This window comes from Pseudomonas sp. AN-1, from assembly GCF_034057115.1.
GTDB lineage: Bacteria > Pseudomonadota > Gammaproteobacteria > Pseudomonadales > Pseudomonadaceae > Geopseudomonas.
This window is the reverse complement of the sequence record NZ_CP139195.1, coordinates 1,473,544-1,487,177: the sequence shown is the minus strand read 5'-3', so window position 1 is coordinate 1,487,177 and position 13,634 is coordinate 1,473,544. Positions and strand designations below refer to the sequence as shown.

Here is a 13,634-nt window from a genome sequence, read left to right as displayed (position 1 = left end):
GCCATGAGCAGACCCGAACAGGCCGCCGAGGCCAGCGAGCTGGACGTGCTCTTCCCCGACCGCGAGATCCGGGTGGCCGGGCAGACCGTCACCGTGCGCGAGCTGCGCTTTGCCGAGCAGCTCAGGCACCACCACCAGCTGGCACCGCTGGCGGCGGCGCTGGCCGAGGCCGAGCCGACCGAGCTGGGCGGGCTGGATTCGGTAAACCGCATCTACGACCTGCTGGCCGCGCACGAGGAGCAGGTGATCGCCCTAGTGGCGGTCTGCTGCGACCGCGACGAGGCCTGGGTGCGCGAGCTGCCGGCGGCCGACGGCGAGAACCTGCTGCTGACCTGGTGGGGCGTGAACAGCGGTTTTTTTATGGTTCTTCGCGGGATCGTGGGGAAGAGCGGATTGACAGACAGGGAAGCAGGTAAATTGGCAGTCGCCAAACACACCAACGCCTGCCCCCTGCTGTCACCGTGCATCCTATTGATCTTGCTGCTTTCTGGCCAGGCTACGACGTTGTAGCCTGCAGCCATTCCGTCGAAAAAAACCTCACGCTGACCCTCGAACCCCGAGCGGCCGACCTTCCACGCTGTGGTCGCTGTCAGCAGCCCAGCCCCCTGATCCATGACCGACGCATTCGCCTCGTTCGCGACCGGGATCTGTTCGATCAGCGCGTCCAGTTGCGACTCCCCATACGCCGAGTGGACTGCCTGACGTGTGGGCGAGTTACCGAGCACATTTCCTGGTTGGCCCCGGCCTCGCGGCTGACCCGCCGGCTGTGTTCCTGGGTCGAAACCCTGCTGCGGTTCATGCCCATCAGCCATGTCAGCCAGCTCACCGGGCTGCACTGGCACACCATCAAGACGCTGGACAAGCGGCGTCTCCAGGCCGCATTCGGCACCTTCGAGCCGGGCGATGTGCGCCGTCTGGTGATGGACGAGTTCGCCCTGCACAAAGGCCATCGTTACGCGACGGTGATCATGGATGCCGAGCGTACCCGCGTTCTGTGGGTTGGCCTGGGTAACAGCCGCAAGGCCATACGCCCGTTCTTCGAGCAACTCGGTGAGCGCTGCCAGCAGATCGAGGCTGTGGCGATGGACATGAATACGGCCTTCGACCTGGAAGTGAAACAGCACTGCCCTCAGGCCGAGGTTGTGTACGACTTGTTCCATGTGGTCGCCCGCTACGGACGTGACGTGATCGACCGCATCCGGGTAGACCAGGCCAATGCCCTGCGCCATGACAAGCCCGCTCGCCAAGTGGTCAAGCAGAGCCGTTGGCTGCTGCTGCGCAACCGGGAGAACCTGAAGGAGGATCATGCCGTTCGACTGCAGGAGTTGTTGGCAGCCAACCAGCCACTGGCCACGGTCTATGTGCTCAAGGATGCGTTGAAGGAGGTCTGGTACGCACCCAGCGTGCGGGAGGGCTGGCGGCGCTGGCGAACCTGGCTGAGGCATGTCCGGGAGAGCGGCTTGGCGCCGCTACAACGCTTTGCCCGCAACCTCCAGCGCTATGCCCGGGGCATCCTCGCCAGTGCACGATTCCACATGCACACCAGCCTGCTGGAGGGGGTGAACAACCGGATCAAGGTGATCAAGCGCATGGCCTATGGCTTCAGGGACGCCGATTACTTCTTCCTGAAAATCAAGGCCGCCTTCCCCGGGAAAATGCGATGAACCTTTTTTATCCGCCGCGTATGGCGCCCCAAGCTGGTCGAGCAGGCAAGACGGCAGGCTGGGGCGTCATCTTCGCCACCCTGATCGCTGCCGGGCACTCCCGCGAGGCGCTGGGCGGCTACACCGCCCGGCAGCTGGAGTTGTTCTATCGCGAGGCGCTCAGCCGCGAAGACCGCCTGCAGGCACGACAACTGCTGGCAACCAACCTGGGCTTTGCCGGTGGCGCAGCCGCCGAGGCTGAGCTGAGACGACTGGAGGGCTGAATGGCCGACCCGAACATGACGCTGGCGCTGCGTATCCAGGCCGACTTCAAGCAGGCCGAACAGGCGATGGGCGGGCTTGGCCAGCAGCTGGACCAGACCGGCCAGCAGGCCCAGCAGACCAATACCCAGCTGGGTGCTACCTCTGCCGCCGTCGACAAGCTGGGCGCCGAAAGCGCCGCGGCCACGGCTGCAGTCAAGGGCGTGGCTGCGGCCTCCGCCAGCAGCGCCGCCGGCCTGGCCCAGCAGGCAGCGATCATGCAGCGCGCCGGCCTGACCGCCGGCCAGTACAACCAGGCCATGCGCATGCTGCCGATGCAGCTGACCGACGTGGCCACCTCGCTGGCCTCGGGCATGCCGCTGTGGATGGTGGCGATCCAGCAGGGCGGGCAGATTCGCGATTCATTTGGCGGGATCGGTAACGCTGCGCGGGCCGTCGCTTCGGCGATCAGCCCGATGGCTGCTGCCGTTTCGCTCGGGGTTGCGGCGCTGGCCGGCCTCGGTTGGGCCTGGTTCGAGGGCAGCCAGGAGGCCGTGCGCTTCAACGAGGCGCTGATCCTCACCGGCAGCTACGCGCGCATGACTTCCGGAGATCTGGCCGGCCTGGCGCAACAGATGGATGGGATGACCGGCGTCACCCAGCGCAGCGCCTCGGCGGCGCTGACCCAGGTGGTGGCCACCGGCAAGTTCGCCGGCGAGCAGGTCGAGCTGGTGGCGGTGGCCGCCGAGCAGATGCGCGTGGCCACCGGCAAGGCCATCGAGGACACCATCGCTGAGTTCGTCAAGCTGGGCGGCGATCCGGTCAAGGCCATCCTCGACCTCAACGACCAGTACCACTTCCTCAGCCGCTCCCAGCTCGAGCAGATCCGCTCGCTCCAGGAGCAGGGTCGCCACCAGGAGGCGGCTACCGAGGCCATGCGCACCTATGCCGGGGTGATCGCCGAGCGCACGCCGCAGGTCGAGCAGAACCTCGGCTCGATAGAGCGGTCCTGGCGGCGCATCAAGCAGCTGGCCGGCGAAGCCGTGGACGCTGTCGCCGGCATCGGCCGGCCCGGCCCACTGGCCGAGCAGATCGCCGAGGTCGAGGCCGAGTTGGCCCGCAACCGTAACCTGAAGTTCCGCAGCTTCGACGACGACTACAAGGCCAACGAGCTGGAGCAGCGCCTGGCCTACCTGCGCAAGCAGCTGGACCAGGAGCGCCAGGCGGCCGAGCGTGTGAAGGCCGGCGGCGGCACCGTCGACTCCGGCGAGGAGCGTGCCCGGAAGCAGGCGCAGGAGCAGTTCGACCGTCTGGCCCTGTCCAATCTGGACAAGAAGGCCAAGCTGGAGCGCGAGATCGCCGATATCCGCGAGCTGGGCCTGAAGGCCGGCAAGAGCGAGGCCGAGATCGAGGCGCAGATCGCCGCCGCCCGGGCGCGCTACGAGGAGAGCCTGCCGAAGGCGCGCAAGCCTCGCGAGCGCGCCTACACCGACGATGCGGCTACGCGCATGCTGCAGCAGCTGCGCAACCAGGAAGCCAGCCTCCGCAGCCAGTTGACCGCCAACGACAAGCTGTCCGCTGCGCAGCGCGCCCAGGCCGAGTGGGCGCAGCAACTGGCCGACCTGAAGGGCAAGGCCATCCTGACGGCCGAGCAGAAGAGCCTGCTGGCCAACCAGGACGCCATCACCGCCCAGCTGGCGCAGAACGCCGCCCTGGACGAGCAGATCCGCAAGCTCGCCGAGATCAACCAGCTGACCCAGCGCTCGGCACAGATCAACCAGTCCATGGCCGCCGCCCTCGAGGGCCAGCGGGCGCAGAACCAGCGGGAGCTGGACGGCTACGGGCTGGGCCAGCGCGAGCGTGAGCGGATCGCCAGCGAGCGCGACATCCGCGCCGAGTACCAGCGCTACCAGGACGAGCTGAACGAGGCCACGCCAAAAGACCTGCTCGGCAGTTCCGAGTACCTGGACGCCTCGGCCGAGATTCAGCGCGGCCTGACCGCCGCGCTGGACGAGAACGTGGCCGCCTATGACCGGCTGATCCAGAAGCAAGGCGACTGGAGCGCCGGTGCCAGCGAAGCCTTCGCCAACTACATGACCGAGGCGCAGGACATCGCCGGGCAGACCGAGCAGATGGTCGGCGGAGCACTGGATTCGCTGACCCAGGGGATCGGCGATTCGTTTGCCCAGGCAATCGTCTATGGCGACGACCTGCGGGCCAGTCTTCAGGGGGTGGCGCAGACCATCCTGGCCGAGGTGATCAGTGCCCTGGTGCAGATGGGCGTGCGCTACGCGATCAATGCGGCGATGGGGCAGGCCACGGCTGCCGCCGTTACGGCTGCTGGTGCTGCAATGGCTGCGGCAACCGCTGCGGCCTGGGCGCCTGCAGCCGCCGCTGTGTCGCTGGCGACTATGGGAGCCAACTCGGCGCCGGCCATTGCCGGGATGACCGCCGCACAGACCGCTGCTTCCGGTTTTGCACTGGCGCCCGGCTTCTCCACTGGCGGCCACGTCACCGGCCCGGGCACCGGCACTAGCGACAGCATCCCCGCATGGCTCTCCAACGACGAGTTCGTCACCCGTTCGGCGGTTGTCCGCCAGCCCGGCGCGCTGCCGTTCCTGGAGGACTTCAACCGCCGCGGCATGTCCGCCCTGGACGACTGGGCGGCCGCCGTCCGTCACAGCACCGGAGGCCTGGCCGGCGTGCCGGCTCCAGCATTGCCGGCACCGAGCCTGGGCAACGTCCAGCTGGCCGAGCCGGCCAAGGCGCTGAGCGCCACGGTGAACCTCAAGCAGCGGGTCACGCCCGTTCTGAGTGCCTCCACCGTTGCCGACCTGATGAACACCCCTGCAGGCGAGGAAGTGTTGCTCGTGCACATCTCCAAAGACCCAGCCAAGTACCGCAGCGCGTTAGGACTCTGATATGCCCCACCAGATCGGCTACGTCGACAACTCGGGCGGCACGCTCGCCCACTACAAGATGCTCCAGGTGATCCGCGACTTCGCCAGTGCCAACGGCTGGACCGTGCTGCGCTACGACGATGTATCGGCCAACCGCGAACTGATCCTCAAGGGCGCCGGCCTCTCCGGCGAGGAGGAGATCTTCGTCGGCTTCAGGACCTACCAGGATGCCAATGCGGACTACTACAACCTGCTGGCCGGGGTGTTCACCGGCTATGTGGCGGGCAACAGCTTCGACACCCAGCCCGGGGCGCGGCTGTCCGGCGTGCCGGCGCACAACCAGCGGATCGACTACTGGCTGACCCTCAACGGCCAGCGGATCGTGCTGGCCATGAAGGTGGGGACGCCGGTCTACGAGTCGGCCTACGTCGGCAAATGCCTGCCCTACGGCCGGCCGTCGCAGTACCCCTATCCGGTGGTGTGCGGCGGGATGCTGTCGGGCGCGGCCGCCACGCGGTTTTCCGACACCGCGCACTCGATCCCCTACAAGGGCAACCGGGCCAACATGGCGCTGCGTAGCAACGACGGCTGGCTGCAGCCGCATTGCTATCCCTGGGGCAATGCACTGATCGCCGGCAGCACCACCAACCTGCGCGACACCGGCGGCGTGTACCACCTGCTGCCCATCGAGCTGCACGACAACAGCGCGAACCTGTGGGGCGCGCTGGACGGCATCTTCTACATCTCCGGGTTCGACAACGCCGTCGAGAACACCCTGACCATCGAGGGCGTCACCTACGTAGTGATCCAGGACGTGGCGCGCACCGGGCATGCCGACTACTACGCGATGAGGCTCGACAGCTGATGGCTTACTACACCGGAACAGCGAACGACATGGCGGCGCTGCGCCAGGTGCTGATCGATGCCTGCGTGCTGGAGGGCTGGAGCTGGGATGCCGGCGCCGAGGTCCTGAGCAAAGGCGGGTTGTATCTGCGCGCCACGCTTTCTGCGGATGGCCTATCCCTACTCGGCAGGACCAGCGCCGCCGCCGGTAGCGCCCCCAATGCTGTGCGGATCGGCAAGCTTTTCCAGAAGGTCGGCCAGCCCACCTACGACATCGAGTTTCCGGCCACTTACGAGATCTTCGCGCACCCTGGCGAGGTGTATCTCGTGGTCAACTACGCAGCGGACCGCTACCAGTGGGCGGCGTTCGGTCAGTCCACGGTCGACGGGATGTCCGGAACGGGCATGTGGTTTGCCGCGACATCGGCGCAATTGGTGGCGGGCAGTCCTGGAGGCACCCAGACCGCGCCGATTGATATAGGCCTGACCGGCACGGGGGCCGGGTCGATTCTGACGTCGGCCGCACCGTTCTGGGCGCGCTCGTCGAATTACGCGACTGTCAACAATGGATTCGTGCATTCCGACCTGGACGGCCAGGGGTGGCAGATGGGGGCCGGTGCCAACCTAAACGATTTCGGTATAGCGCCCGCCGCGACGCTGCTTGGCATCCTGCCCAACAGCTGGAACAGCGAGGCCGTGCTGTTGCCGATCAGGGTCTACAAGGCGCGGTCGGCGAACAAGATCAGCCTGGTCGCAGATCTTGAGCATGCGCGGTATACCCGGGTCGACAACTACGAGCCCGGTCAGGTCATTGCCATCGGCGACGACCGCTGGAAGGTGTTCCCGTTCTATCGGAAAAATGCCGCCGTTCGGAGTGGCGGCGCCGGCATCAATCACACCGGCACCTTCGGCTGGGCCATCCGCTACGAGGGCCCGTAAATGGCCGTTCTGACCGGACAGCGTGCCCGCAGCGCGCAGGGCGGGTTCACAGATCCGCTGTGGGCTGCTGACCTATACCGTCACGCCTTCGTCGAGCAGCCCTACGAGTCCGAGGTGCAACGCTGGCCGGGCGGCGCGGTGCTGGCCACCCACTGGCCGGTGGAGGCCAGCGGCCGCGCGCTGGCAGGCCAGCGGATGCGCGCCCACCGCGACGACTTCTACAACCGCATCCACATCAGCCCGGCGCAGTTCGACCTCGGCAACGTCGTCTCGACCCAGACCAGTGCCGTGCGGCTCTGGAACGCCTACCTGGAGCCGCGCACCCTGGCCGCCATCGACGGCCTGGCCGAGGGCGTCGAACTGTCCGGCCAGCCTGCCGCACCGCTGCTGTTCAGCGGGCTGCAGGAGCGCGAGTGGCAGGTCAGCGTCACCCCCGACGGCCAGCCGGTGCTGGATACCCGCCTGGTCTGGCAGTTCGACAATGGCGACTCGGCCGGCCTGCGCATCACCGCCACCCGCATCATCGCCTGGGCGTTCGCCCCCGACTGGGGCGACGGGATGACCGAGACGCTCACCTGGGCGACCGACATCCTGCAGAGCGAGTCGGGCATGGAGCAGCGCAGGGCGATCCGCCTCGCGCCGCGCCGCGAGTTCGAGGCGCCGATGCTGGTCGAGGGCCGCGAGCGGCAGCTGCTCGACCTGAGCCTGTTCGGCTGGGGCGCACGGGTCTGGGCGCTACCGATCTGGCCGGATGTGCAGCTGCTGCCGGTCGCGGTAACGGCCGGCGCGACAAATATCGCGTGCGCCACGACCCGGCGCGACTTCAGCGCCGGCGGCCTGGCCCTGCTGCGCGGCGAGTCGGCTTTCGCCGTCGAGGTGGTCGAGGTGCTGAACGTCACGCCGACCGGCCTGACCCTCAAGCGCGGCCCGCAACAGACCTGGCCGGCAGGCTCGCGGCTGTACCCGGCCCGCCCGGCGCAGTTGCTCGAGCAGCCGACCAGCAACCGGCTGACCGACCGCGCCGAGCGCCTCGACGTGCGCTTCCTGGTGGTCGAGGCCTGCGACTGGCCGGCGGCGATGCCGGCCACCCTGTACCGCGGCTGGCCGGTGCTCGAGGAGCGCCCCGACGAGTCCGAGGACCTGACCCGCGCCTACCAGCGCCTGCTGCTCGAGCTGGACAGCGGCTCGGCCCTGCCGCTGACGACCGACACCGCCGGCCGGGCCTTCCCGGTGCTGCAGCATCGCTGGCTGCTCGACGGCCGTGCACAGCAGGCGGCGTTCCGCTCGCTGCTCTACGCGCTCAACGGCCGGCAGGCGGCGCTGTGGCTGCCGACCCATGCTGACGACCTGAGCCTGGCGGCGATCGTCAGCGACGTGGCCACCACCCTCGATGTCGATGCCATCGGCTACACCCGCTTCGCCTCGGCCAGGGCCGGCCGGCGCGACATCCGCATCGAGCTGGTCGACGGCAGCGTGCTGCATCGGCGCATCACCGGAAGTACCGAGCTGTCGGCGGACGTGGAGCGGCTGGCCATCGACAGCCCGCTGGGGCGCACGGTCAATCCCGATGAAGTGCTGCGCATCAGCTGGCTGGTGCTCTGCCGGCTGGACAGCGACAGCGTGACCATCAAGCACGAGACCGACGCCGACGGCGTGGCGCGCAGCCAGGCCGTGTTTCGCGGTGTGCGCGACGAGGAGTTCACCCCATGACCTACGATCTGACCGAGCGCTCGGCGGCGGCCGCCAGGCCGGTACGCCTGTACCGCTTCACCCGCGGCACGCTGGCCTGGCGCTACTGCAGCGCCGACCGCGACATCGTGCACCAGGTGCAGACCTTCAAGGCCCTGCGCGGCGGCATCAAGGACGGCGGCATCCGCCAGACCGGGCAGAGCAGCCCTGACCTGCTCAAGCTCACCGCGCCGGCCGATCTGGAGGTGGCGCAGCTGTACCGCGGCGCCGCGCCCAGTTCGCCGATCCAGCTGACGGTGTTCGCCCGCCACTACGGCGTCGACGACTACCTGGTGATCTGGTCCGGCGAGATCCGCAGCGTGAAGTGGCCGGCGCTGGATCGCTGCGAGATCAGCTGTTCGCCGCTGACCGAGCGCATGGACATGCAGGGCCTGCGTCTCGGCTGGGAGCGCAACTGCCCGCATGCGCTGTACTCGACGGCCTGTGGGGTCGACATGAACCTCTACCGGGTCGAATCGACCGTGCAGGGCATGGACGGCGCGAGCATCAGCAACGGCGCGTTCGCCGCCTACCCGGCCGGCCACTTCACCGGCGGCCTGGTCGAGTGGGCTATCGGCGGCGGCGAGTTCGAGCGGCGCGGCATCGAAGCGCACAGCGGCAGCACCCTGATCCTGCTCGGCGGCAGCGGCGGCCTTGGTCTGAGCCAGGCGATCCGCGTCTACCCGGGCTGCGCGCAGACCGTCGCCAGCTGCAAGAACCGCTTCGACAACCTCGCCAACTACGGTGGCATCCCGCATCTGGCGGGCAAGTCGCCGTGGGACGGCAGCAACGTGTTCTGAGGAGGTCCGCATGTGGCAGTACCTGGTGGTGGCCGTGGTGGCCATCGCACTGACGTCGCTGATCCAGCCGAAGATGGAGAAGCCCAAGCCGCAGGCGCTCGACGAGGACGACCTGCCGAAAACCGACGAGGGCGAACCGCATTGCGTGTTCTTCGGCGACTGCTGGACCGCCGACTTCCATGCGCTGAGCTACGGCAACCAGCGCACCTCTCCGATCAAGACCAAGAGCGGCAAGTGATGGACGACCTGTTTGTGACCTTCGACCACCTGCACAGCGTGCCCGGCTGGGGCGCGCGGCCGGGCTACTGCCACCGCGGCGCCCGTGCGCTGTGCGAGCGTTACGGGCTGGACTGGGCTGCCATCGTCAGCGCCGGCGGCATCCCGGCCAGTGTGTTGTTGGCCACCGGCGACGCCCTGGCCGTGCATCTGGTCGAGCACGCGCGGGAGGTGAGCCATGGGTAGCAAGAAGAGCGTCACCATCGGCTATCGGTACTACATGGGCATCCACATGGGCCTGGGCCGCGGTCCGGTCGACGAGCTGGTGGAGATCGAGGTCGGCGGCAAGAAGGCCTGGACCGGCAGCGTGACGTCCAGCCAGGCGATCACGATCAGCAAGCCGGACCTGTTCGGCGGCGACAAGAAGGAAGGCGGTATCAGCGGCCAGCTCGAGGTGATGATGGGCGCGCCGAACCAGACCGCCCCGGCCAAGCTTGCGGCCATGCTCGGTGGCGACGTGCCGGGCTTTCGCGGCGTGGTGACGCTGTTCTATGACGGTCTGGTCTCGGCCATGAACCCCTACATCAAGCCGTGGAAGTTCCGCGTGCGGCGCGCGCTGGCCGGCTGGGATGGCGAGGCCTGGTATCCGACCAAGGCCAAGATCGAGCTGTCGGCCGGCGCCATCCACGCCATGAACCCGGCGCACATCGTCTACGAGTGCCTGACAAACCGCGACTGGGGCGGCGGGATGGATCGCTCGCGGCTGGACGATGCCAGCTTCCGCGCCGCTGCCGATGCCCTGTATGCCGAGGGCTTCGGCCTGTGCCTGCGCTGGAACCGCGGCGATGCGGTCAGCGACTTCATCCAGGAGGTGCTCGACCACATCGGCGGCAACCTGTACCTGAGCCGCTTCGACGGCCTGCTCCACCTGACCCTGATCCGCGACGACTACGACGCTGCCAGCCTGCCGCTGTTCGACGAGGACAGCGGGCTGCTGGGCGTCGACGAGGACGACAACAGTGCCAGCGCCGGCGCGCTGAACGAGATCGTGGTCAAGTGGCACGACCCGGTCAGCAACGAGGCGCGCAGCTGGCGGGAGCGCAACCTCGGTGCCGTGCGCGCCGACGGCCATGTGCTCAGCGAGAGCAAGAGCTATGCAGGCCTGCCGACCGCCGAACTGGCCGGGAGGGTCGCCGTTCGCGAGCTGCGCGCTGCCTCGGCCGGTCTCAAGCGCTTCAAGGTGCGCCTCGACCGCCGCGGCTACCGCATCGAGCCGGGCCAGCCGTTCCGCATCCGCTCGCTCAAGCGCGGCATCGAGAGCATGGTGGTGCGCGCCGGACGCATCGAGGACGGCAGGCTGGACGATGCAACCATCACCATCACCGCCGTGCAGGACGTGTTCGGCCTGCCGGCCAGCAGCATGACCACGGTGCAACCCTCGGGCTGGACGCCGCCGAACGCCACGCCGCAGGCCATCGGCGTGCGCAGGCTGATCGAACAAACCTACCGCGACATCGCCCAGGATACCGATCCGGCCAACCTGGAACTGATCGACCCCACGGCCTGCTACCTGCAGGCGCTGGCGGTCAAGCCGACCGCGCTGTCGCAGGGCTACGCGATGCAGGTGCGAGTAGGCAGCAGCGAGTGGACCGAGGCCGACGACGGCGGCGACTTCTGCCCGAGCGGCTTGCTGGTGTCCGCGCTCGGCCCGGCCGATACAGCGTTTACCCTGACCTCGGGCAGCGACCTCGACTTCGTCACGCCAGGCGGCGCTGCGCTGATCGGCGACGAGATCGTGCGGGTGGACTCGTTCGACCACGCCACCCTGAGCGGCACGCTGGGCCGCGGCTGCGTCGACACAGTGCCGGCCAGCCACGCCGCCGGCACGCGGCTGTGGTTTATCGAGGACGCGGGTGCGCTCGATCCCGCCGCCTACAGCCCTGGCACCACCGTCCAGGCCCGCCTGCTGACCCAGACCAGCCAGGGCCAGCTCGACCCGGCGCTGGCCGCCACCGACAGCCTCACCCTGCTGGGACGCCAGGGCCGGCCATACCCGCCGGGCCAACTGCGGATCAACGGCGAGAGCTACCCGGCCAGCGTGACCGGCGATGTGGTGCTGACCTGGGCGCACCGGGACAGACTGCTGCAGGCCGACCAGTTGATCGATACGGCGATGGGCAACATCGGCCCGGAGGCGAGCACGACCTACTCGGCTCGGTTACTGCGGGCGGATACGCAGGCGGTGTTGGTCAGCCAGATCGGCATCGCCGGCACCACGGCAACTCTGAGCACGACCTATGAGGGCAGCGTGATCGTCGAGCTGTGGGCGGTGAGGGATGGGCTGGAGAGCTGGCAGTGGTGGCGATTGTTGCTTGATCGATTGGCTCAGTAATCCAGTGCTCAAGCGAAGTCTTTAACGGCGCCAAGCGCCACATTTTCAAGGAGAAAGGCAATGGCTGATATCTACGTACAACCCAAGCAGTGGGTGAATGCCTATACCGCCGCGGGACTTCCTGTTGGCACGGCGATGCTGTTGCAGAACAAGGGCGACCCGGTGTTGCTGCAGGAAGCGGCGGAGCAGCCCTCGGCGGTGAGCGATGACGGCTTCTACTTGGCTGCCGGGCGCTCCGTCGAGGTTGACGCCGGTTCGCCTGGGGTCTGGATCAAGGCGCCTTTCCAGATCTCGCGGCTGTTCGTGCAGGAGGTGCTGTCGTGACCATTCGACCCGTAGGCATTCCTGGAGCGGCCCGCCGTTACGTGGCGCCGCGCACTTTCAGCAAGCGCGATGGCCATGCCCCGGCCTGGTCCGTGGCTGGCAACGTGGTTTCCGTGTCGCAAGTCATCAACGTCGAGGTGGCAGGGCGCCTGCTGGCCTGGCCGGCGGGGGCGCTGGTCAGCCTGCCGGCGCTGGTGGCGGGCACCGATTACGCCATCTACGGCACCCGCGATGGTCGCCTGCTGGCCAGCGCCGACTTCACCTCGCCGGCGGGCGAGCCAGTCGGCACCACGCGCCTGCTCGGCGGCTTCCATGTCGCGCTGACCGGGGAGATCCTGCAGTACAGTCTGTGGGATCAGCACTGGCGCCCGCAGTGTCCAGACCCCCGCGGCATGGTCTGCATCAACGGCATGTTCTGGGCTGACATCTACCTGCTCGGCGTCAACCACCACGTCGATGGCACCAGCCGCGCCGGCGCGACCATCGCCGACGGCAGCAGTCCGCCGAAGATCCCGGCGGCCTACAACGGCGACGGTTCTACCGCCTACGGCAACTTCACCTGGTTCGTCGCCCAGGACGTGCTGCAGAGCCACGGCAAGCGCGCGCCAAGCTGGGCGGAATTCTCGATGCTGGCCTTCGGCGTCACTGAAGCGGCTTCGGTCGGCGCCGATCCGGTCACCACAAAGAACGACGCGCCACGCCGCAGCAAGTGGGGCGTCGAGCAGGCCACCGGCAACCTGTGGGTCTGGGGTGCCGATATCCAGGGCGTGACCGGCGAGACCGTGGCGACCAGTTGGCAGGCCATCACCAGTGGCCGCGGCTCGGTCTACACCGGCACCACTCGTGCCGTCCTGCTCGGCGCCAACTGGAACGCCGGCGCCGACTCGGGCTCGCGCGCGGCGGCCTGGAGCTACTCGCCCAGCTACTCGGTCAACTTCATCGGCGGGCGCGGCGTGGCGGATCATCTGCGCCTGAGCGCGGAGCGATAGGAGAGACCTATGCGAATCGTACAAACGGCACATGATCTGGAAGCACTGAAGGCGGTAAGCCGTGATGACTACCGCCTCCAGTTGGAGCGCCTGTTGGGGGCCAGCGTGGTGCGCAGCAACGTCGCCGAGTACCCGGAGGACTACGACCACAGCCTGCAGCCCGGCGACGCGGGGTACATCGCACCGCACTGGCAGGACCATGATGATCTGGCGGTGATACGGCGCTTCGGCTTCGCCAGTCGGGACGAGTTGATCAGCGCGCTGGCGTCAGTCGCCATTTGAAATTCATTTGGCGCATGCGGAAGGATTCTATTGCGCCATCTATCTCGCACGGCTGCGCCAGATTTCGCGCGGCGCTACATTATAGCATGTGGCCCGCGTTCGCCAAGCGGCTTCGCGATCCGCCGCAGTCGCTGCGAATCGTGTGCAAGCCATTGATTTGAAAAAAAATTCGAAACAGGGGTTGACGCCTGGGGAGGCGCTTTCTAGAATGCGCGCACTTCCGGAGCGAAGCCCACGACGAAGCGAAAGCCGATTCGAGGGAAAGCCGGAAGGATTGGAAAGTGTGGCAGTCAAAAGCTGTTGTAAGTTCCAGGCCG

At 67.7% G+C, this 13,634-nt stretch carries 14 protein-coding genes; all 14 read left to right on the top strand.

Translation table 11 applies throughout. The features are described from left to right. The first annotated feature begins 3 nt into the window (after window positions 1-3). The 14 genes from SK095_RS06790 (at window position 4) to SK095_RS06725 (ending at window position 13,317) form a co-directional block, all read left to right on the top strand. Complete coding sequence (locus tag SK095_RS06790) at window positions 4-510, top strand: DUF6631 family protein (RefSeq protein WP_320548362.1); 507 nt, start codon at window positions 4-6, stop codon at window positions 508-510. Beyond that, complete coding sequence (locus SK095_RS06785) at window positions 462-1,664, top strand: ISL3 family transposase (protein ID WP_320546462.1); 1,203 nt, start codon at window positions 462-464, stop codon at window positions 1,662-1,664. The genes SK095_RS06790 and SK095_RS06785 overlap by 49 nt, the downstream gene beginning before the upstream one ends. Beyond that, window positions 1,661-1,927, top strand: a complete 267-nt coding sequence (locus SK095_RS06780; RefSeq protein ID WP_320548361.1) for a hypothetical protein — start codon at window positions 1,661-1,663, stop codon at window positions 1,925-1,927. Before SK095_RS06785 ends, SK095_RS06780 begins: the two co-directional genes overlap by 4 nt. Beyond that, window positions 1,928-4,825, top strand: a complete 2,898-nt coding sequence (locus SK095_RS06775; RefSeq protein ID WP_320548360.1) for a phage tail length tape measure family protein — start codon at window positions 1,928-1,930, stop codon at window positions 4,823-4,825. Window position 4,826: 1 nt separating this feature from the next. Beyond that, on the top strand, window positions 4,827-5,669 hold the full coding sequence (locus SK095_RS06770; protein WP_320548359.1) for a hypothetical protein: 843 nt from the start codon (window positions 4,827-4,829) through the stop codon (window positions 5,667-5,669). Then, window positions 5,669-6,586, top strand: a complete 918-nt coding sequence (locus SK095_RS06765; RefSeq protein ID WP_320548358.1) for a hypothetical protein — start codon at window positions 5,669-5,671, stop codon at window positions 6,584-6,586. The genes SK095_RS06770 and SK095_RS06765 overlap by 1 nt, the downstream gene beginning before the upstream one ends. Beyond that, window positions 6,587-8,296 carry a hypothetical protein gene (locus SK095_RS06760; protein ID WP_320548357.1) on the top strand — a complete coding sequence of 570 codons (1,710 nt, stop codon included), beginning with the start codon at window positions 6,587-6,589 and terminating at the stop codon, window positions 8,294-8,296. After that, window positions 8,293-9,114, top strand: a complete 822-nt coding sequence (locus tag SK095_RS06755) for a phage BR0599 family protein (RefSeq protein WP_320548356.1) — start codon at window positions 8,293-8,295, stop codon at window positions 9,112-9,114. Before SK095_RS06760 ends, SK095_RS06755 begins: the two co-directional genes overlap by 4 nt. A gap of 10 nt (window positions 9,115-9,124) precedes the next feature. Then, window positions 9,125-9,352, top strand: a complete 228-nt coding sequence (locus tag SK095_RS06750) for a hypothetical protein (protein ID WP_320548355.1) — start codon at window positions 9,125-9,127, stop codon at window positions 9,350-9,352. An 8-nt stretch (window positions 9,353-9,360) separates the two neighbouring features. Continuing rightward, on the top strand, window positions 9,361-9,576 hold the full coding sequence (locus tag SK095_RS06745; protein WP_320548872.1) for a hypothetical protein: 216 nt from the start codon (window positions 9,361-9,363) through the stop codon (window positions 9,574-9,576). Beyond that, window positions 9,569-11,722 (top strand): hypothetical protein, encoded by a 2,154-nt coding sequence (locus SK095_RS06740; RefSeq protein WP_320548354.1) that lies wholly within the window; start codon window positions 9,569-9,571, stop codon window positions 11,720-11,722. The genes SK095_RS06745 and SK095_RS06740 overlap by 8 nt, the downstream gene beginning before the upstream one ends. 60 nt (window positions 11,723-11,782) lie before the next feature. Next, window positions 11,783-12,046 (top strand): hypothetical protein, encoded by a 264-nt coding sequence (locus SK095_RS06735; protein WP_320548353.1) that lies wholly within the window; start codon window positions 11,783-11,785, stop codon window positions 12,044-12,046. Between the two features lie 113 nt (window positions 12,047-12,159). Next, on the top strand, window positions 12,160-13,035 hold the full coding sequence (locus SK095_RS06730; protein ID WP_320548352.1) for a hypothetical protein: 876 nt from the start codon (window positions 12,160-12,162) through the stop codon (window positions 13,033-13,035). Between the two features lie 9 nt (window positions 13,036-13,044). Beyond that, window positions 13,045-13,317, top strand: a complete 273-nt coding sequence (locus tag SK095_RS06725; RefSeq protein WP_320548351.1) for a hypothetical protein — start codon at window positions 13,045-13,047, stop codon at window positions 13,315-13,317. The last annotated feature ends 317 nt before the right edge of the window (window positions 13,318-13,634 follow it).

What these genes read in the sequence shown, in the direction of transcription:
- SK095_RS06790 (WP_320548362.1), top strand. Translation starts at nt 4, where the DNA reads ATGAGCAGACCCGAACAGGCCGCCGAGGCCAGCGAGCTGGACGTGCTC.
- SK095_RS06780 (WP_320548361.1), top strand. Translation starts at nt 1,661, where the DNA reads ATGAACCTTTTTTATCCGCCGCGTATGGCGCCCCAAGCTGGTCGAGCA.
- SK095_RS06775 (WP_320548360.1), top strand. Translation starts at nt 1,928, where the DNA reads ATGGCCGACCCGAACATGACGCTGGCGCTGCGTATCCAGGCCGACTTC.
- SK095_RS06770 (WP_320548359.1), top strand. Translation starts at nt 4,827, where the DNA reads ATGCCCCACCAGATCGGCTACGTCGACAACTCGGGCGGCACGCTCGCC.
- SK095_RS06765 (WP_320548358.1), top strand. Translation starts at nt 5,669, where the DNA reads ATGGCTTACTACACCGGAACAGCGAACGACATGGCGGCGCTGCGCCAG.
- SK095_RS06760 (WP_320548357.1), top strand. Translation starts at nt 6,587, where the DNA reads ATGGCCGTTCTGACCGGACAGCGTGCCCGCAGCGCGCAGGGCGGGTTC.
- SK095_RS06755 (WP_320548356.1), top strand. Translation starts at nt 8,293, where the DNA reads ATGACCTACGATCTGACCGAGCGCTCGGCGGCGGCCGCCAGGCCGGTA.
- SK095_RS06750 (WP_320548355.1), top strand. Translation starts at nt 9,125, where the DNA reads ATGTGGCAGTACCTGGTGGTGGCCGTGGTGGCCATCGCACTGACGTCG.
- SK095_RS06740 (WP_320548354.1), top strand. Translation starts at nt 9,569, where the DNA reads ATGGGTAGCAAGAAGAGCGTCACCATCGGCTATCGGTACTACATGGGC.
- SK095_RS06735 (WP_320548353.1), top strand. Translation starts at nt 11,783, where the DNA reads ATGGCTGATATCTACGTACAACCCAAGCAGTGGGTGAATGCCTATACC.
- SK095_RS06725 (WP_320548351.1), top strand. Translation starts at nt 13,045, where the DNA reads ATGCGAATCGTACAAACGGCACATGATCTGGAAGCACTGAAGGCGGTA.